The following is an 18,704-nucleotide window of genomic DNA, read 5'->3' on the forward strand; positions in this document are numbered from 1 at the left end:
CCCCACCCTATCAACGCTAAGGAGAAGTCACCATGAGTAACACCAACAACCAAGTGGTTGATGCCATCAATCAAGTCCAACTTGCCACCATGGGCCCACAAGTGGTCATGACCAGTGGCGCAGGTAAGGCCTATCAATCAGTGGCCCAATCCACCGCTATCGCAGTGCAAGACGCCGCCGATGCTTTACGCAACATTTCAACCATCGCCACCACTACCATGGGTGTGGCCATGGCCCAGTTCTTGGCAACAAAAGATCCATCGTACATCCCTGTGATCAACAACGCGCAGCAGCTCATTAGCCAAGCCACGGTGGAGTTTGGAAATGTGGGTGCCACGGCCGCCAATATCGTGAAAGCTTATCCAGCAGGCTAAGCCCCCCCTCGAACGACTCCCCCATCTCATCAAAGGGTCCACTCCATGACCATCATCATTGCAGGCAAGATCATTCACAAAAGTGGTGATTTGTCGATGCTCGCACGCCAAACCCTCGCTTTCGTCGACGGTGGACTGCAGTGGTTGGATTGGGCCCTGAACAACCCCACCGTCTGCTACGACCTACCAGATGAAACCTTGCTAGTAGGGGAGGTTCAGCAAGGGCTGCATGCTTGTCCTATGGCCCTACTACCGACGCTGGGCTTGTGGATCAGCCCGATCAAGCTAATGGCTTTGGGTAGTCCTAATTTGCGCACACTTGCACAAGCCGAATCGGGCGACACCAGCACTCCAATACTTGAACAAACCCAGCGGATTCTGAGTGACAACCAAATCATCACTGCAGCACAACTAGCACGCGCCAACGCACTGTTGCAAGACCTCGGTGTTGCCGGCTCAGCGGTATTTCAAGGGATGAATTTTTTGGATCGGCTGGCCCTCTTCGACCTCGCTGCGCTGCCCGATGGACAACTGGGACAAAACCCGCAACAACTGCGAAGAGACGCTGCTCAATTTGCAGTACACCAAGCTCGTACCGTTCAGCAGTTTTGTGACTACTACCAAGTCTATCTTGCGCAAGTGGCCAAGCTCCATGCCCTGGACGCGACCACGGAGGAACGCAACTCCATTGCGACTCAAGCCATGCAAACACTGTTGCCATTGGCATTCGGAGCGCTGGATTGCCCGCAACTCCCCCATCGACTCGCATCACCTGATGATGTGCAACGCTGTCTACACAACTGGCTTGGCATGGGGAGAAAGCTCGGTTTTGCAAGCGTATCTGAAGCCGTTCTGCAAGTAGTGACGCAAACCATATTTAGTACCGAAACTGGCACGCAGGCAAGCCAACTCTTCGACCAATATCTCCGCAGTGCGCAGGCATTTCTAAGCAATAACAACCTGCGCCAAAGCCGACTCGGTCAAGACGGCGCATCGCTGAGCTTCACCTTGCAAAACAGAGACCAGCAAGCCGTGCTTCACGTCAGCGCTCAGTACTTACTCTCTCTGGGCAGTTTTGGAGCTTTCCCGCCCCCTACGCCCAGTGAAGGGCTTCCACCCAATATGTCCTGAGCCTAAGCCACTTTATTTACACCATGAACACAACAGCTAGCAACACCCCAGGCAGCACCGCGCCTAACACCGCATCTGATATCACGTACCGCATGGCAACGGATTCCGCTCCCAACACCACATCCGCCACAGCCTCCAATGTCGCTGATGCCAACTTCATCAAGATCGAGCCTCAAAACTACGCTGCATCACCCACCTCGCAAGACCATGGCCAAGAAAGCATGCTTGCATCTCAGCGACTAGCACAAGATGCTGTCAAAACCGCCCAATGCAGCATCCGAAATAGCTTGCATGAAGTTACCCATGCCATGCAACAAACTTGGCAAACCCAAGCCAAACTGGTCCAAGAAGCATCGGCACGCGCTCAAGCAGCTACTGCAGCAGCAGCCAACGCGATGAGCAACCAATCGGCATCCGCTCCGATCCCCACAGCACAGACAGCCATGTCGCCCAAGTGAAAGACCTGCTATGCCTTGGATGAGTGACCTCTACTACGACAATGCGCTTGCGCACAGTCCACGCGGAACCTTCCGCAATCGGCCTTTGAGTTGGCTAACACTGCCTGGCACCCACGCCTCAGGAGCCTACCGCAAGCAGTGGATATCGGGTTACGAGGCCCAAACCCAAGAGCAAGACGTATACCAACAACTTGCTGATGGTGTACGGTATTTAGACATCCACCCCTGTCTCTACAACAATGGTTTTTGGGTCTATCGTGGCACGCCAGATCAGTACATAGGTGCTCGCATTGACGGGATCGATGGCATCTTGTCCCAAGTTGCTAGCTTTATGGCGAGTCTTGCGCATTCAGACCGCGAGCTTGTCGTTCTCAACTTTTCCCATTTCAGTGGTTTTAGCAATAGCAGCCACGCCAACCTTTTGGGGCAAATTCAGGGGGCGCTGCAAGAGTTTCTGGTTCCCGTATCCATTGAGCAAGTCAATGCTGCAAGGTGTCCTTACTGGCAACTTCTCACAGAACCCGAATACTTAGGCTATAGCTATGAGGCGATCCCCAGCAACAAAATTCGCTCACGTGTACTAGTCCTATACGACGGGGCCATGGACACCCCTCGCGAAAGCTACATCAGCAGCAAAATCGAAACGGCCCCCTTGGGCACTGGGATATTTACTGTAGGGCCCAAATACACGGGTCACGATGCGGCCCATACCTTTTACCTTTTTTCCCAAGCTTCAACAACCGAGGATCTAGGCACGCAATCGAGCATGCCCACGGATCAGTACAACAAGCTCACGCAAAGACAAAACTATGCTTGCTCGCAAGCAGACTGGGCTAGCGATCTGGGAATAAGCAATCTGTGGGGGGCCAACACCCCAGCCAACCCCAGTAACGGCATACAAAACGCACTGCATGTGATCTGCTGGGATCTTGGAGCCCGTGCACTCGGTGTTGCACCAATTTTGCTGGCTCGCGACATAGCAAATCCTTCATTGCAAGACTTTTTCCAAAACACCCAGAGTTGGAATGGCAAGCATTACGACGCCACCCTAAGCCCCTGTGTCAACGTCCTGCTGGTAGACGACTACGCCTCCCACCGCCACCGCAATCCAAGCTCACCGTGGCATGGCCTTGCATTGCCTGTGGCACTGGCTGCACGCACAAACGTCGGGCCTATTGGACCGGCATCTACTTGGTAAACCTTATTCGATTTTTCCAACCCACCCAAAGGAGCCTTCGCCATGAACTACTGTGTCACAGTCTCAGCCCCCGGATACCCCACCTACACCTACGGCGGCTTTCTACAACAAGTCACCTACCTTACCTTGCAGGACTTCGTCCAGGGAATACGCAACTACTACCGCGCCTCACTGGGCATCCCCGGCAGCATCTATGTTGCAGCCACTATTCCTGTGACCTACTGAGCTATGCCTGCCATGGCCGACCCAATGGCACTTGCCAGCATGCTGTTCCACCTCATCACGGCGGCATGCTTGCTTGAGCATGGTTTGAACCTGCTGTTTGCCTCACCTCAAGAGACAACGAGCAGCTTCAAACTGCCCGAGTACCTGCCCCTGCCAACAACAGGTCGCTGGTCCAAACTTCCCCGCATCACATTGCGCGACTTGGTCACGCTAGCCACTGCCGGCGCCCATGCACATACCATGGAAATACAGCTGTACAACACCCTCAAAGTCGGCAGCGTACCTCCCGTGGTTGACCAATGGATTGCCGCCTTTCTCATGGCAGGCATAGCCCAAGCGCTACGCACGTGGATGCGACGGCATCCAGCCACCCTTGGAAACCTTGTACTACCGCAGAACGGCATTCCACCTAGTAATTTGGAAACGAGCGCACCGGTTCAGGCAAATACAGCGCCTAGCAGCTCAGTCAGAAAAGACGAAACGCCTGCAGCGGATGCTCCAAATAAACAAGCACGCATTCTTCCGCCGCGCATCACTCCCACCAATCGCATGGCAGCGAATGCAATTTCCTCCACATCTGGCGTCATGGCAGAGGCCAAGCTATTTCGTCTTGGCAATTTGGTCCGTGCTCAGCCAACCCCTGCTTCCAACACTCAACCCTCCGGACAAAAACCATGAGTACCACACTAGCCCAGCTCATTAGCGGCATAAAAAAAGCTGTTCTCGAAGCCCAACGCAGTGTCGCTGGTCAGCACATTGAAGAGCTAGAGCAGTTTTTCTACCAACCCGCAGCTGGTGCAGAAGGCACAACCGACCTCCCCCCCGGGAGCTGGGTTGCACGCAGCGTACGCATGAGCATCCCCCGCGAAGTGAGTCACAACGGCGTGGTGAGCCAAGTTCAGCACAGCATCGACGTACCCCTCATTACTCTGCTACCACTGAAGAGCTTCACGATCGAGCGAGTGGAAATACTCACCTCCATGGATTTGTCATTGCCCAACTCCCCCAGCAATACCGACACCCCCCAAGCCAGTGGACCCAGCAGCGAAGACATCCTCCAAGACCCAGATGTGCAAGTCAGCATGACAGGGGCATCCCCGCACAGCGCCGAAATCAAGATCGTAGTGCAAGGTCATCAGCTCCCCGAAGGTTACAGCCGCCTAGTACAGGCCTACGAAAAACTTCTCAACGCCCAACTGCCCGCCTAGCCCACTAGCCCATTACTCGCAACCCACCACAGGAGTCCACCACCATGCCCTCACCCGCAGTAGACACAGGTTTACTCAGCCTAGCCCAAGAATTCAGCGGCTTGCCCATGCAATCCCTAATCGCAGCTCCGCTGCAAGCCGCAGCCCAAGCCCAGCAAAGCCTGGCCATGCAGCAAACCCAGTACATCCTCAATACTGGTTTTAGTCGTTCTGAAGATGCCAATGGCAAATTGCTCGGCTACAAACCCATCACTGCAGCCATTGCACTCACCAACACCCGTCCCGTGATTGATGCTCAAGGCAATATCAGCCCAGCGACCTCATCCTTGGCGCTCGGCTTTCCCCTCTTGAGCATGATGCCCATCCCCACGCTGGGTCTCACCGAACTCAATATTAGTTTTGACATGGAGGTGAAGTCCAGCTACCTGCACGACACCCAAAACGACACCCACACCCAAACCGCAGAACAAGGCACTTTCGATGCCAAAGCTGGTTGGGGGTGCTTGGGGGTGGAAGTAAAAGGCTCGGTCTCCCACGACGCTGACCAAACCAAAAACGACGAGCAACGCTACCGCAAAAGCAACAACGCCCGCTATCACCTAGAAGTCAAGGCAGAGCAACAACCCATCCCCGATGGCATCAAGCTCCTGCTGGGCATCTTCAGCCGCAATATCGACATGGCCATGCAACCCATGTCAACTGCTACCAACAGCCCTGCAGCGCCCGTAGCACCGCCACAGCCAGTCAACCCAAGCACCACCAATTAATCACTGTCCACTTTTGACGGGAGCGAACCATGGCCAACTTCCAAGAATTTCTGCCCACCCTGCTGCGCTTTGAAGGCGGCTATGTAGATGACCCAGCCGATCCCGGTGGTGCCACCAACAAGGGCATCACTTTTGGCACTTTCCGCCAGTACGCATCCAACCTGCTGCAAGTACGCCCCACTCTTGAGGCCCTGCGCGACCTCACCGACGAGCAGGCCGGTCGCATTTACAAAGTGGAGTACTGGGATCGCATTTATGGCGATGACTTCAGCTTCCAACCCTTGGCCAACATCGTATTTGACTTCAATGTCAACGCTGGCTGGCATGCCATCACAACCCTCATTCAGGTGCTCAACCGTGTAGGCGCTAACCACGCCCCCAACAGTACGTTGACTCCCCAACTGGTCGACAGCCTGCAGTACCACGACCCGATCAACATCTACACCCAATACAAAGAAGCCCGCAGGGCCTACTACATCAACCTAGCCAATGAAAACCCCTCCCTGCGGCGCTTCTTGCAGGGGTGGTTGAACCGCGTCGATGCGTTTCCAAGCTTTCACCAAAATCCACCAGTACCTAGCACCCCAATGAGTGTGCTACCGCCCCTGCGTGGACTTGAGGGTGCAGTACTCCTCAGTCATCAAGAAGCCGCAACTACCACGACAGAACAACCCGAAGCCACCGCGATTCCAAGCAGAACGCCCAAAGCCAACTTCCAAGAATTTCTGCCCACCCTGCTGCGCTTTGAAGGCGGCTATGTAGATGACCCCGCCGATCCCGGTGGTGCCACCAACAAGGGCATCACTTTTGGCACTTTCCGCCAGTACGCATCCAACCTGCTGCAAGTACGCCCCACTCTTGAGGCCCTGCGCAACCTCACCGACGAGCAGGCCGGTCGCATTTACAAAGTGGAGTACTGGGATCGCATTTATGGCGATGACTTCAGCTTCCAACCCTTGGCCAACATCGTATTTGACTTCAATGTCAACGCTGGCTGGCATGCCATCACAACCCTCATTCAGGTGCTCAACCGTGTAGGCGCTAACCACGCCCCCAACAGTACGTTGACTCCCCAACTGGTCGACAGCCTGCAGTACCACGACCCGATCAACATCTACACCCAATACAAAGAAGCCCGCAGGGCCTACTACATCAACCTAGCCAATGAAAACCCCTCCCTGCGGCGCTTCTTGCAGGGGTGGTTGAACCGCGTCGATGCGTTTCCAAGCTTTCACTCCTTAGCCAGCCCTGCATAAATTAAATGTCTCGAAAATAATATCCGCATCCAATATTAAATTATTAATCATGAACAAAACATTCACAATCTGCTATTCAGGCACAGACTGCTATCTTGATCATGCGCTGGTACTACGAAAGCCTGATGAGATTAAATGCTACAACGAAGTATCAGGCTACATACCAAGCAAAATACACAAAATAATCAATAAAAATAATAAATCTTGGGAAAATGCTGGAGATAGCACATCACTCGACGGCCCTGGCGGACCGTACAATGAAAGCAGAGAAAACCTACCAGTTATCATATGGGAAACAGAGGATATCAACAGCGGCTACGAGAGCGATACAGATAGTTTTGGGAATACAATAATAAAAGACAAGCAACCAATACTTAAATATTACCATACAAAGCCAGCCCCCTCCAAAATCGACAGTGCTACGGGATTATCGATGGAAACTATAGCGATTGCAGGAATCGCAAAAATGTTCGACATAACCATTCATATGGTAAGGTATGAGTCTTCACAGACGAAAGAACAATTTGACGGTTACTTTGACGAAACGCGCACATCACCCCACAAGGCAGTAAGTTTGGAATATCCAAGCCAATGGAAAAACTGGCAAAATCAATGCGCAACCCCTGGCCACTGGCGCTTGCGCTGGAACGAGGCTGACAATGAAAAAATTGACAGATTCAAAAAGGAATATGGCACCATCGTATTAATTGGCCATAGCCGCGGCGGTGTTGAATGCATAATTGCAAGCAATTATTTAGCAGATTTATGGCCAGAATTCAAAATAAAAATTATAGCAATAGATCCAGTACCCGGCCCTGGAGATTGGTGGGGGGTTTTAACCAAAATACCTGAAAAAACAAATACTGAACCAGTTGAGTACATTGGAGTATATGCAATTGATGAAACGTCCGCCAACTTCAATGCAGTTACGCCAAGAATAAAAGGAGTAAACGATAAATTATGGGATCCACTGGGATCGAAAAGTCAAACTTATCAACCAAACCAAAATAAATACGAACTCATATATACAAGAGGACGGCACGCCACCGCCCCTGGATCAATATGCATTTATGGCGACTCCGACCCAAATAATACAAACGAGGAAATTGGATCAAGCGGCAATCTAGTCTTTGCGTACACAATAAAAAAATTAGATGAATGGGGAGTTAAAATTAAAGATAAAATTAAAGTTGCAATTAAAAACAACATAAAAGAATGGCGAATTCAATTGGAAAACAAATGTGATGATTATGGAAAAATGAGGGATAAAAATTATGGCCCATGGAATGTATTCGGTTTATTAAACGGCATAATTTACTATAATGCACGAGGAATATCATCCTCATCCGGCGCAAATCCAAGCGATTGGTCTTACTTAGAAACTTACATAAAAAATCCTTCAACCCAACTTCAAAAAAAAATTAAAGGATTAATAGCTGGCATCGAATCCAAAAAAGATGCCGCCTGCACTTGGAAATTCATCAACGACATTAACATTGAATTTAACTCAAACGAAACAAACACATCAAAAGCCCCCCCCTCAAAAAGACTCGGTTCTACAGACTAGTTAAAACAACTCGGAAATAACAATTATCAAAAAAAACACACAAGCCTCACGCCCCAACAGTATTCCTCAAACACTGCCGAAAATGCCCACGATCTGAAAAACCGACTTTTTCGGCAATATCTGCCAAGCGTGCATGGGGGTTTTCTTCCAGCATTCTGCGGGCATGCTCTATGCGAACCGCCTGCACGAACAGTTTGAATGACAGTCCGACCTCTTCACGCAGCAGCTGACGCAGGTGCGAGGGGCTGACATAGGCTTGGGCTGCCAAGTGTTCCATGGGAAAGGTATCGCGCCAGTGGGTGAACAGGTAGCTCAGTGCCCGGGCCAGTGCGGGGTGCAGGCGCCCCAAGGCTTGCTGGCGTTGTTCCACCACGCACAATACCCAGTAGCGACTTGGATCGGCTGGCGTGCTACCACCTGCAGGTAGCAAGACGGTGGATACATCGGTCAATGCAACGGCTATGTCGCTTGTACTGCCCCCCAATAGCTGTGGTGCATGCTGGTTGATCTCTTGTGCCCCAATGCTAGTACCCGGTGTAAGCACGGCCATGCGGGCTAGCACCTGCTCTAACTGTTGGGCCTGTCCAGGCCAGTGGTAGTGGGTACTCCACTGCTGCAGGGTGTCTGTCAGACGCTGATCGGCGTGGTGTCCGTAGTAGTCCAGAACGGCACGGGTGAGCAGTGGTATGTCCATGCTTCGCTGGGTGAGTGTAGGCAGCGTGATGCTGCACCAGTTGTCATCTGCTAGAGGCCATGGTGCTAACTGTTCAGCACGTTGACTGGGAATGGTGGGCTCGTCTGGCAGCATCAGAAACAGGCGAAATGCCCCTGCTGCCGAGGCGTGCATGAGCTGCTCCCACACATGGGCTTGGTCGGCCAAGGTCGCAAGACGATGCATACCATGCACCAGCAAACTGCCACCGCGCGCACGTGCTACCCAACGTGCAGGGGCATCCAGTGCGGCGGCTGCATCTATCACCACCCAAGGGCGGTAGTGACCTGTAGCGTAATGAATGGCAGCGACCGTTTGCTGGGCCTCATGCAGACCTGTACCGCGCAGCAGCACGGGCAATCCATGGCTGGTGGCTTGGGCGATTGCTTCATCTAGTTGCAACATGGCAGGGCTGTAACCTAGGAGGCAAGGTGCACTGCCATGTTGCTGCCCCACTAACCACTGCTGGCTTTGCAAGCGCAAGCACATGCGAGCGCACTGCTGTGCTAGGGCAATGGCTTGTTCGCTTGGGCTGGTGTGGGTCTGCGCATGGGGTAGGGCTACCTGCAGATTGCCTAAGGTGTGCCCTGCCACTTGCAAGGGCAAGATCCAACCGTTGTGGGCTTGTTTGCCTTTACCCGCGCCCTCCCCCAGCACCACACAAGGGCTTTGACCGTGCAAGGCCAGTGTGGCGTGATGCCAGACTTTGGTAATGGCTGATTGCTGAAGATACTGGCCAACGGTTATTGCAAAGTCCCACGCTGTGGAGTGGTTTGGTGCCCACCCAACCTCAAGCGGAACCAGCCGATCGGTAGGTTCGTTGAGGCGAGAGGGCAAGGCTCTCGTTCCCTGTGTCTGATAGGTGCTGGGGGGCATAGCCCGCAATCTAAAATTGCAGGCAGAAAAGGTTAATTACAAGTCATTACACGAGACGCCATCAAAGTACCGCTGGTAATAATCGCCCTTCTTCTTGGCTGCCTTTTTGGATGGTGCACGCATAGGTTCCAAAACGCACTTCGCCCCGGCGCCGCTCCACCAAGGGGGGCAACCCTGACAAGTGAACGGCGAATGTCTCGGCCAAGGCCTCTGCAATTTGCTGACGTGCACGAAAAATTTGAATGTTGACGTAGGCTGTGTCTATACCCAGCATGCCGGCTAAGGTCTCCAGTGGTAACCAGCCTTGGCTGTGGTGATCTATACCGCGCTGCATGTCTTGCAGGCGTTGGCGTACCAATGTGACTAGCGCATAGTGGTGTATGCGCTCCCCCAGTCCAATTCGCTGGCTGCCTAATTGCAGGTTGAGTGTGACGTGCTCTTCATTTTGGCTAATGTGAAAGTGCAAATCTGGGATGGTCGGAGAGATGCACGGCAGTTGCTCCAAATCAAGCGTGGTGCTCAGCAGCGTGCACAGTACGAACTCCCACGCTTGGTCTGCCACCCGAATACGGCGACCATCCTGCAAAGCCTCTGTGCCAGTGGACTGCTCGAGCACCCACTGGCCGTTTTGGACATAGACGGTGGCTTGAGACACCTGCGTGTCAGGCAGAGGATTGCCGTGCAGATGCAATGCTATAGGCGCTTGTGCAAGATCGTCAGGCAGCAAACTAGTACAAGGTGGTGCCAAATCGGTCACAGACCAGTGTCCAATAGGATCGCTTGAAATATGGATTTGGTCATGCAACGTCAGTGGCATCCATTGGTCGGGGGCGATGCGGCGGCCATTGATCCAAGTGCCATTGCGGCTGCGATCGCAAAGCTCCCATCGCCCGTCATGCCAATGAATTTGGACATGCAGTTTGGATACGTCGGGAGCATTCACCCACGTATGGCAAGCCTGTGGGTCACGACCGAGCATATGCACTGGGCGCAGCATGGCACGGTAATGCCGAAATACATTCCAAAGTAAAGCCATTGCAAGGGGAGGATGCGCTGAGACTAGAGGTACAAGGCCCAAGTATTGAACTGGGCTTCTGTCAAGGACTGGGGGAGCCAGCCCAGCTTCACCGGTACTTGGTAGAGTCGCGGGTTAGCCAGTTCTGGCCATACATGGCATAGACCCGGAACCACAACTTTGACAGTATGCAAGGGTATATCGGGGCGGCTGTAGTCATGCAATATAACTTCCAAGTCTGCGCAGGCAGCAGCTTCCACGCAGGCTTGGATATCTTGCGCAATATCCTGATAGCTTGCTGCTAGTACAGGAACCCGTTTCGCCTGTTCCTGCGGGTATAAGAAGCTAGGAGGTTGTGCGCGGCCTTGTGTCCACTGGGCGGGTAGACATTTGTCAACTGCAATCAGTTGTACCAATTCGGTGACCGCACGCTCTGCCGCCTGTGGCAAGCTCAGGCTGCACCCAAAACCGATACCCCACAGCCCTAGCTTGCGATGCTGTCCAATCGCAACAACGACGGGTATACCAAGGTCATGGGTGATATCCAGCAACCAGTAATCCCAATCAGAACCAATAGTTTGCGCCAATGCTTGGCTGTGTGCACTGGACAAAGTGTCTACTGGCACACAAGGTCGGGCTATCTCGTTGTACCACCATATGGCTGCAGCATCGCGCTCTATGAGCTCTAAAAGCCCTTGCAAAATAGCCTCTTCTTTGGTGTTGCCAGCAGCGCAGCCGTTGGAATTCCACCGTGCCAAGCGTTGTGCAGGGGAAGGAGCGTTGGCATAACAAGCCCCCAGTGGCAGGTAACGCAAGGCATCATGGGTCAAGGACCAAGCGGGTGTCCAGTCTGCAGGCTCACAGGGGTGGTAGGCGAGCACGGGCGGCATACGTTGGGCGGAACTTACATAGCTCAGTTGGCTCGGCAGCACATAAGGGGCATCAAGCGCTTGGGCTGGACTGTGTACACAGGCTTCATCGCCTTGATAAAACGCTGCATAACGCTCCACCGCTTCACAGAGCGCACTCGCACGGGACTGCATATCAGTCATACCTTTGCCCAAGCAGACTTGCACAAAGCTTTGCTTGGATAGGGACGTATCCGATGGCTGGGTACGGTAAAAATGGCTGCGATACACGGAAAGCTGCCCATCTTGCGGGGTATTTAGCTGAACCAACTGGTTTACAACTCCGCTGACCTCACTCACCCAAGGCAAGAGACGCTGCACCGTGTCTTGCGCCAATACGCCACGCGCCCCACCATGGGCGGTTGCCAACTTATGACATGGCTGCAAACGCACAGGTTCAAACTGCTGCGTAGTCAGCATGTGTGGATCACCACAATGCGGACATTGTGGGCGACGATGAACGGCGTGCACCGTTGCCTCCGGTAGTTCCGGGGCATCCGCACTAAGCACATGGGTTGACCAAACCAACATACTTGGTGTTTCCATCGTCAACACCCGCATTGCGAAGGGAATCAAATGGGGGGTAACAGCATGCGCTGTTTGCACGGCCAAAGCATCGGCACGCACGGGCAGTCCACGAGAAAGACCCGCCCCCAAGTGACGCCACACACTGTGCGCTGGTTGATTACGTTGCATGCGTGCAGCCAAACAATACCAACACGGGCTATGCGCCGCTCCAGGCGTGAACAGTGGGCCGAGAATTATTTTCTGCCCAGTCACCTTGGTCAGCAACCATGCTTGCCCAAGTGCATCTTGCTTGGCTTGGATCTCCTCCAAGCGAGGGTCTAAATAGTCATCGCACAGGACAACTGTCAAGCCACCAGTTAAACACGTTTGTCTCAAGCTCTCAGCAAAGTGCAGGACGGGTGCGGAGGGCTTCGGTTGAGCCAAAGGACTGACGGGATAATCCACCAACATCTTACTCAGTACAACCAAGGAACTGTGCTGATCCAAGCTCCATTGCAGTGCTGGTTCGGAGAAATTGGGTGAGCTATATAACGGGGGCTGCTTGGCAGAAAAGGCCGTGACAAAACCTTGCCGGACCATTGATTGCAAAGCGGATAGTAGGCGTGCCGACTGGTCAGCCAGTCCATGGGTTTGACAGTAGGCCGCAAGGCTAGTTTTCGCCTGCACAACGTATGCCAAGCGTAAAACGCTTGGCATATCAAAGGTCAAGACCTCCCCTTCTTCTAGTAGTAGCAAATGCTCCTTATCGGCATCCATCAACGCCTCAAATCGAGGATGCCAGCGCAAAGGAGTATTGAACCAATCCATAAGACAGTTGGACTTGATTTAATTGCAAGTGAAAGGATAGGCCGCACCGGTATTGTTATATGTGGCCAATGCCACTGGGCGAATCTCTTCATCGTCAGGACACGTGGGGTAATTCAAAACAACCTTGTTCCAAATTACTGGTGCCTCTGGAGTGCCCATATTCCAACCCCAAGTCTGGCTGCTAGCGTTGTAAGACCAGTTGTAGTCAGAGGATGGGTTGTGCTCAAATTTGATAAAGAAATTGAATGGCATGCTAAATCCAAACCACTTGGCTAGACTTGGAACTGCATCATTTGCATGGATCAATTCATGGAAGAACTCTTTGTTTGTCCAGCTCAAAATGACTGCTCGCAATATCACACTGCCAAAAGCGAGAAACGAGTCCGGACCACCACCAGGAATACCCATTGCTGTCGGCTGGGGGGATCCTATCCCATGAGAGTGTGGGCTGGACATGGTCGATAAAGCAGGGCCAAGTACTGTGGGGAAGTTTTGATAGTAGGCAGCTAGTGCCTCTGCCATATATTTTTTTTGCGAATCGTCGGGGCAATTGGGAAGTGTGATGACAAATAAATCATTGGGGCCAATCCAGCCAACGGCATCTTTGTAACTCCAGCGTACAGCTTGTGCTGGATCATGGCTTGCATATAACTGAACGCGAAGATTGGGCCACTTGGTGGTACAGCCGAAATTGGTGATCAATTTATCTTGAATATCTTCGGTCATAGATCCACCCGGAACAGGCTTACTAAAAATTTCTTTTCTGAAGCGTTCATCACGCCAAGTCTTAGCCAAAAGACGCAAATAAGCTAAACGAAACTGCAGTAGTGGTTCACCAGGAACAGAAGTTAAGGTCATTGGTGGGATCCTTTCAATAAATGAGTTACGTAACAATCATGTCGGGCCGAAGTTCGATTAATTTACACAGGCGAGCCTGTGCTCTCGGATGAAGCCCCGGCTCTTGCTTACACAGAGTGCGTAAGGCTTGTGCTTCCGTCCGAATATCTGCTTTGGAGCGCGCATCTTTGGCAGCACGCTTCAGAAGCTGAATGCATGCGGTGCCAGATCTGCCGTCTAAAAACATGTACTGCGCCTTTTTTAAAAATAATTGAGCGGTGTAATTACCCTCTCCAGAAAGTTGACTCAGCCGTATGCATTCATCAATACGCGCAATTGCCGCCTGCCATTGCCCTTGCTCGGCTAAAGTTTGCGCAGCGAACGAGCGGTATGTTGGTTGACTGTATTTGCAGCCCATCTCCAATAAAGATTGCAAAATCTTGTCCGCTTCTTGAACGTCTCCTACTGCCCAAGAGTGAATGACACGAGCGTAACCCTGCTGTGCAGATAGACCATAGTGATCTGCCAAATGCAATAGCTCATCGATGACTTCTAATGTGGCAAGTTTGTTACCCCGCGCTTGGTAACCGAGTGCTTGACACAACAGAGCAATCCCTAGGGATGGAACATGGGCAATTTGCTTAGCCCAATCGACAGCTTGTTGCGCCTCACTCTGCGCACGCTGTTCATAACCAGCGTTTAACAATATGCGCGCTCTACTGGCCATAGCCCATACCAAAGTATCGACTTCCAATTGGCCACTCCAATCCCTATCTCCATCCTTAAGGGCTACGCCAACCTGTATGGCTTTGGTAAACGCCTCTTGCGCACCTTGAAGATTGCCTAAACCGTATAACGCTCTACCAACTGCCAAGTCCGCCGCAGCCACCAAGCCTGGAATCTGCTGATCAACTGCAAGGCGCTGCATCCAATGACCTAAGCGCAACATCTCTGGCAAGTTGCAAGCCACTTGGTGGTACGTTATAAGACTCCAGAGGTGACGAGCCAATTTGGGAGGGGCAATATCATTGGCCAACATGGTTTGCATAAGCTCAATTTTGTTGACCACCTTCGCATGTGCCCATCCATGTTGGTTCATCAATGCTTGGATCACACAGGTATTGCAATCCAGCAGTACTTCACGACGCTGTTCAAGAGGCAAGTGCTGAATCCAGTACCCCATATTCTCAGCATATTGAAGCACTTCAGCATTCGCCTGACGCTTTTGGCTAGCCTGCAAATGAGCCAATCCCAAAGGCACAGCACGGCTGTATTGCTCAGCCTGTGCCCAGTGAAAAGCTATACCACTGAGTTCAGCGGCATTGCACTCAGGATGCAGGCGTTCCAATGCATCGGCTACAACAGCATGACAATGCTTGCGCTGATGATTTGTCATGCTTTGGTACGCGGCTTCACGAATCAAGGCGTGTTCAAACGCAAATACACAGTGGCCCGTGGCGGATTCGATCTGCTCAGACAATGCATCCTTCCATGCTTGGGCCGACTCCCTTCCACATTCGCCTAGAACTTGGCGTGCCTGCATCGGTATGAGCAAACGTGCACGACATAAACGCTGCAAATTGGGCACGAGTTGATCCGACTCGTATTCAGTAATGCAGGCTCTAAGCACTGTGAGTTCAAAGCACTGCCCTATCGTTGCGGCCAGTTGCAACAAAGACTTAGCCACGCCGAGTTGATCAAAGCGAGCTGCCAAGGACTCGTTTAAGGATGCAGGCAATAGTGCTGGTGCGAGGCGATCCCGAAAAACCATGGTGCCTTCCCGCAGTTCCAACTGAGACTCCAGCAGCCCTCGTGCTAATTCTTGTACGAATAAAGGGACTCCGCCGGCGCGTGACACGATGTGATGCGACACCTCAACATCCGGGACAGAGGGCGCAAACAAGAGATTGACGATGCGCACACTGTCTGCTGCAGAGAGAGGCATTAATCTCACGATCTTGTGAACATTCAACTTACTTGAATCATCGTGGAGGTCGTTAACATCGGCGTCATCGAGTCGCTTCCATGAAACTCCTTCGGCAGAACGCTTCGTCAAGATCAGCAATAGACGGTGCTCGGCAACGGAGCTACTGAGGTATTGCAGAAATTCAAGCGTCACGGAGTCTGCCGCCTGCACATCCTCAAAGATCAATAACAAAGGGGTTTGCTCAGACAAGAAATAGAACAAACGTCTTAGCGAATCAAAGAGCGCCGTACGCTGCTTACCAGGGGAAGTAAACATGCCACAAGCATGCCCAGTGACAAGCCCCCCAATACCCCGATCCAAGCACACTGTCGATGGCAGAGTCCACGCCAACCAAGAACAAAAAATGGGCAAAACCTGACTTACCTCACAGCCAGCCATTGCCAAAAGTCGTGTCAAATGCCACTGTTTGGCATAGTCTCCATTAGTGCTATGCGGTGCCCCTTCTCCCTCCAACTCAGACCCACTCAATGGCCATTCTTGCATCGATGGAGTTGCTATGTGGCTCCAAGGTGCATCCAACCACCGCTCCAACATCTGCAGCAGCGGGGACAAGGCCAGATTGGGTGAGGTATCTAAACACCGCACACTGAGCACACGCTGTTCGGTACCGATGCATCGGCGGGTGAATTCCTTGGTCAAACATGATTTACCAAGCCCTGCTGCTCCGACGATAGCTATGCTGCTTCCACGTCCAAGGCAAGCGTCTTGCCACATTCGCTCAAGCTGGTCTAATTCCGCTTCTCGTCCTACACACCCTGCATCGGCTAACCCTGAATCTGCAATGCGTGGTAATGCATAGTGATTTTGCGACTCTCCCGCAAAAATTTTGATTTGATATATGGGAGTTTGAGGTTGTGTATGCAGAAATCCAGCGGGTTCCGCATCTACCAAACCATGCATACGCGCACAAAAGGAGGGGCTTGCAAGCAAGCTATCTGCCGTAGCCTGACTCGCCAATTGCATTGCAACATGGACACAATGACCCGAAAAATGTTTCCCCGCGGCTATCACCACTGAACCGGTATTCAAGCCCAGCCGCATCTCTAACAGCACTTCGTACTTTTCAAACACCTCCTTTTTACGCGAGGAGAGAAGTCGCATCAACGATCGGAGGCAGTTGATGATATTTGTTTCAACATGTTCGTCTTGCGGATAGCCAAACAGCACTACAAAGCGGTCTCCCAGTGCACCCAAGAAAAATCCTTTATGACGCTGAGCCTCCGCACAAAATAAAAAATATTCGTCCTGTAATAACTGCTCAACAATTTCGACATCCATACCTTCTGTGGCAGATCGGACTGATAAGGTGCAGCACAAGGCAGTTACCTGATACTTTTCGTCGAAACACTGTTTAGATGCAATCGTGGGACTAATCTCTGTGGTACCTGGGTCTACTTGCAGTGCAAGAATCGGTTCTTTTGCCACAGTCACTGGCGCTAAATCAGCCCATCGAACCACACTAAGACGTTGCATCAGCACCTGTGCCGATGGACTACGATCTTGGGTTCTTTTTCGCAGAGCAAAACGCAATATGGTGCCCAGTGGATGATCTGCGATGGCTTGAGGGATAGAAATTTCTCTCTCATTGAGTTGGCATTGAATAGCCTCAGCAAAGGACTTGGCAGCGATAACGGATTCGCCCGTCAAACATTCCAAAAAAATGAGGCCCCAAGCATATAAATCAGACTGTGCATTGGGGGGCTCACCTCGGAGCTGCTCCGGGGCTGAATAGGCCAGTGTTCCCAAAAACTCATGTGTAAGAGTTAGGCGATCACACCCGCTTTGTACCAATGGTTCTGTAACAGCACCAATGCCAAAGTCAAGTATCTTGGCGTGTACCAACGTGCCAGAACGAGTGATAACGATATTTTCTGGCTTGAGATCTCGGTGTATGACCCCTGCGTTGTGTGCACATGCCAAACCATCCAGTACCTGCATCATCAAGCTAGCAGCCTCGGTGACTTGCATAGAACCGTGCTCTCTCAAATGCTGGCGCAAAGTTTTCCCTGGAATATATTCAAATACCGCAAATAAATAGGGCGGCTGCTCAACAAAATCTATCAACTGAACGATGTTCGGATGCTGAAGCATTGAACATAACTTCGCCTCCAACCGAAACCGACTTACTAACCGTGGGATATCCCAACGCAGCATCTTCTTAATAGCAACAACCCCACCCGTGCTAAGTCGAATAGCTTTATATACGGTGGCTGATGCACCCCTGCCCAATAGCTGCTGGACAACATATCCCGATATTGGGACAAAGTCAGTTTCTGATGTTGCCAGCCCATCGCTTGCTGATAGATCAATATTTTCTGTAGCTTGCTTGGACACCACCAGGATATGCCCCATCAACATAAGTTATCGATATAGAGACCACAAATAAAAACCAGACAGCAAAAGCGATTGGATAAATCTATAGGCCCCAGATATACCTTTGTGTACAAGGACTGTAAACATGCTGAAGCACTGAGCGGGCGGTCTGTTTTTTGTAGAAATTTGCATGAAACCTAGCAACCTTTTCTTGCAATCAATCCACCATCGACACAAACGTTATTTCTCTCGTTACATTTACTATACCCTCAAAACTACAAAACCTATACACCCTCTGAAAAAACCTCCCAACCCAAGCAAGCAGCATTCGTTCTGAATCGATGTCCCACAAGTGCGGTGCAGAGTAATTTATTGACAGTCAATCCGCCCAAGCGCTGATTCCCATCCTTGATCAGATTGAGGTGTGGGCTCGTCAAAACTGCGACTCGCGCACGAACACTCTTTTCAGGGCGTGGTGATCTTTCCGCAGCCTTGCCCCCTTGAAATGTCACAAATCGCCCTTATCATTAGCACTCG

At 51.8% G+C, this 18,704-nt stretch carries 15 protein-coding genes; 10 read left to right on the forward strand and 5 right to left on the reverse strand.

Annotation, left to right across the window (positions count from 1 at the left end):
* Positions 1–32 precede the first annotated feature (32 nt).
* The 10 genes from KIK84_RS04745 to KIK84_RS04790 all read left to right on the forward strand — a co-directional run bounded on the left by KIK84_RS04745 (position 33) and on the right by KIK84_RS04790 (position 8,184).
* Entirely contained in the window at positions 33–374 is a 342-nt protein-coding gene (locus tag KIK84_RS04745; protein ID WP_214121865.1) for a hypothetical protein, read from the forward strand.
* A gap of 45 nt (positions 375–419) precedes the next feature.
* Positions 420–1,505 (forward strand): hypothetical protein, encoded by a 1,086-nt coding sequence (locus tag KIK84_RS04750; RefSeq protein ID WP_214121866.1) that lies wholly within the window; start codon positions 420–422, stop codon positions 1,503–1,505.
* A 23-nt stretch (positions 1,506–1,528) separates the two neighbouring features.
* Complete coding sequence (locus KIK84_RS04755) at positions 1,529–1,963, forward strand: hypothetical protein (RefSeq protein ID WP_214121868.1); 435 nt, start codon at positions 1,529–1,531, stop codon at positions 1,961–1,963.
* A gap of 10 nt (positions 1,964–1,973) precedes the next feature.
* Positions 1,974–3,161 (forward strand): PI-PLC domain-containing protein, encoded by a 1,188-nt coding sequence (locus KIK84_RS04760; protein ID WP_214121870.1) that lies wholly within the window; start codon positions 1,974–1,976, stop codon positions 3,159–3,161.
* A 42-nt stretch (positions 3,162–3,203) separates the two neighbouring features.
* Positions 3,204–3,386 (forward strand): hypothetical protein, encoded by a 183-nt coding sequence (locus KIK84_RS04765; RefSeq protein WP_214121871.1) that lies wholly within the window; start codon positions 3,204–3,206, stop codon positions 3,384–3,386.
* An 84-nt stretch (positions 3,387–3,470) separates the two neighbouring features.
* Positions 3,471–4,064, forward strand: coding sequence for a hypothetical protein (locus tag KIK84_RS04770; protein ID WP_214121872.1), 594 nt, complete (start codon positions 3,471–3,473; stop codon positions 4,062–4,064).
* Complete coding sequence (locus KIK84_RS04775) at positions 4,061–4,594, forward strand: DUF2589 domain-containing protein (protein ID WP_214121873.1); 534 nt, start codon at positions 4,061–4,063, stop codon at positions 4,592–4,594. The genes KIK84_RS04770 and KIK84_RS04775 overlap by 4 nt, the downstream gene beginning before the upstream one ends.
* A 44-nt stretch (positions 4,595–4,638) precedes the next feature.
* On the forward strand, positions 4,639–5,361 hold the full coding sequence (locus tag KIK84_RS04780) for a DUF2589 domain-containing protein (protein ID WP_214121874.1): 723 nt from the start codon (positions 4,639–4,641) through the stop codon (positions 5,359–5,361).
* A gap of 29 nt (positions 5,362–5,390) precedes the next feature.
* Positions 5,391–6,617, forward strand: coding sequence for a glycoside hydrolase family 108 protein (locus KIK84_RS04785; protein ID WP_214121875.1), 1,227 nt, complete (start codon positions 5,391–5,393; stop codon positions 6,615–6,617).
* A gap of 49 nt (positions 6,618–6,666) precedes the next feature.
* Positions 6,667–8,184 (forward strand): hypothetical protein, encoded by a 1,518-nt coding sequence (locus KIK84_RS04790; RefSeq protein WP_214121876.1) that lies wholly within the window; start codon positions 6,667–6,669, stop codon positions 8,182–8,184.
* Positions 8,185–8,230: 46 nt separating this feature from the next.
* Here KIK84_RS04790 and KIK84_RS04795 read toward each other — a convergent pair whose 3' ends face one another.
* The 5 genes from KIK84_RS04795 to KIK84_RS04815 form a co-directional block, all read right to left on the reverse strand.
* On the reverse strand, positions 8,231–9,733 hold the full coding sequence (locus KIK84_RS04795) for an AraC family transcriptional regulator (protein ID WP_214121877.1): 1,503 nt from the start codon (positions 9,731–9,733) through the stop codon (positions 8,231–8,233).
* Between the two features lie 100 nt (positions 9,734–9,833).
* Positions 9,834–10,808, reverse strand: a complete 975-nt coding sequence (locus KIK84_RS04800; RefSeq protein ID WP_214121878.1) for an FHA domain-containing protein — start codon at positions 10,806–10,808, stop codon at positions 9,834–9,836.
* A 23-nt stretch (positions 10,809–10,831) separates the two neighbouring features.
* Positions 10,832–13,030 carry a TOMM precursor leader peptide-binding protein gene (locus tag KIK84_RS04805; protein ID WP_349815900.1) on the reverse strand — a complete coding sequence of 733 codons (2,199 nt, stop codon included), beginning with the start codon at positions 13,028–13,030 and terminating at the stop codon, positions 10,832–10,834.
* A gap of 18 nt (positions 13,031–13,048) precedes the next feature.
* Entirely contained in the window at positions 13,049–13,888 is an 840-nt protein-coding gene (locus KIK84_RS04810; RefSeq protein ID WP_214121880.1) for a BMA_0021/BMA_0022 family TOMM bacteriocin, read from the reverse strand.
* Between the two features lie 25 nt (positions 13,889–13,913).
* Positions 13,914–18,212 (reverse strand): protein kinase domain-containing protein, encoded by a 4,299-nt coding sequence (locus tag KIK84_RS04815; protein ID WP_214121881.1) that lies wholly within the window; start codon positions 18,210–18,212, stop codon positions 13,914–13,916.
* Positions 18,213–18,704 lie beyond the last annotated feature (492 nt).

Origin of the sequence: Curvibacter sp. CHRR-16, assembly GCF_018474005.1 — a bacterium.
Classification (GTDB): Bacteria; Pseudomonadota; Gammaproteobacteria; order Burkholderiales; family Burkholderiaceae_C; genus Allorhodoferax.

Coding starts and splice junctions, on each gene's coding strand:
- KIK84_RS04800 (WP_214121878.1), bottom strand. CDS start 10,808: ATGGCTTTACTTTGGAATGTATTTCGGCATTACCGTGCCATGCTGCGC.
- KIK84_RS04805 (WP_349815900.1), bottom strand. CDS start 13,030: ATGGATTGGTTCAATACTCCTTTGCGCTGGCATCCTCGATTTGAGGCG.
- KIK84_RS04765 (WP_214121871.1), top strand. CDS start 3,204: ATGAACTACTGTGTCACAGTCTCAGCCCCCGGATACCCCACCTACACC.
- KIK84_RS04785 (WP_214121875.1), top strand. CDS start 5,391: ATGGCCAACTTCCAAGAATTTCTGCCCACCCTGCTGCGCTTTGAAGGC.
- KIK84_RS04775 (WP_214121873.1), top strand. CDS start 4,061: ATGAGTACCACACTAGCCCAGCTCATTAGCGGCATAAAAAAAGCTGTT.
- KIK84_RS04780 (WP_214121874.1), top strand. CDS start 4,639: ATGCCCTCACCCGCAGTAGACACAGGTTTACTCAGCCTAGCCCAAGAA.
- KIK84_RS04790 (WP_214121876.1), top strand. CDS start 6,667: ATGAACAAAACATTCACAATCTGCTATTCAGGCACAGACTGCTATCTT.
- KIK84_RS04815 (WP_214121881.1), bottom strand. CDS start 18,212: ATGTTGATGGGGCATATCCTGGTGGTGTCCAAGCAAGCTACAGAAAAT.
- KIK84_RS04750 (WP_214121866.1), top strand. CDS start 420: ATGACCATCATCATTGCAGGCAAGATCATTCACAAAAGTGGTGATTTG.
- KIK84_RS04760 (WP_214121870.1), top strand. CDS start 1,974: ATGCCTTGGATGAGTGACCTCTACTACGACAATGCGCTTGCGCACAGT.
- KIK84_RS04745 (WP_214121865.1), top strand. CDS start 33: ATGAGTAACACCAACAACCAAGTGGTTGATGCCATCAATCAAGTCCAA.
- KIK84_RS04755 (WP_214121868.1), top strand. CDS start 1,529: ATGAACACAACAGCTAGCAACACCCCAGGCAGCACCGCGCCTAACACC.
- KIK84_RS04810 (WP_214121880.1), bottom strand. CDS start 13,888: ATGACCTTAACTTCTGTTCCTGGTGAACCACTACTGCAGTTTCGTTTA.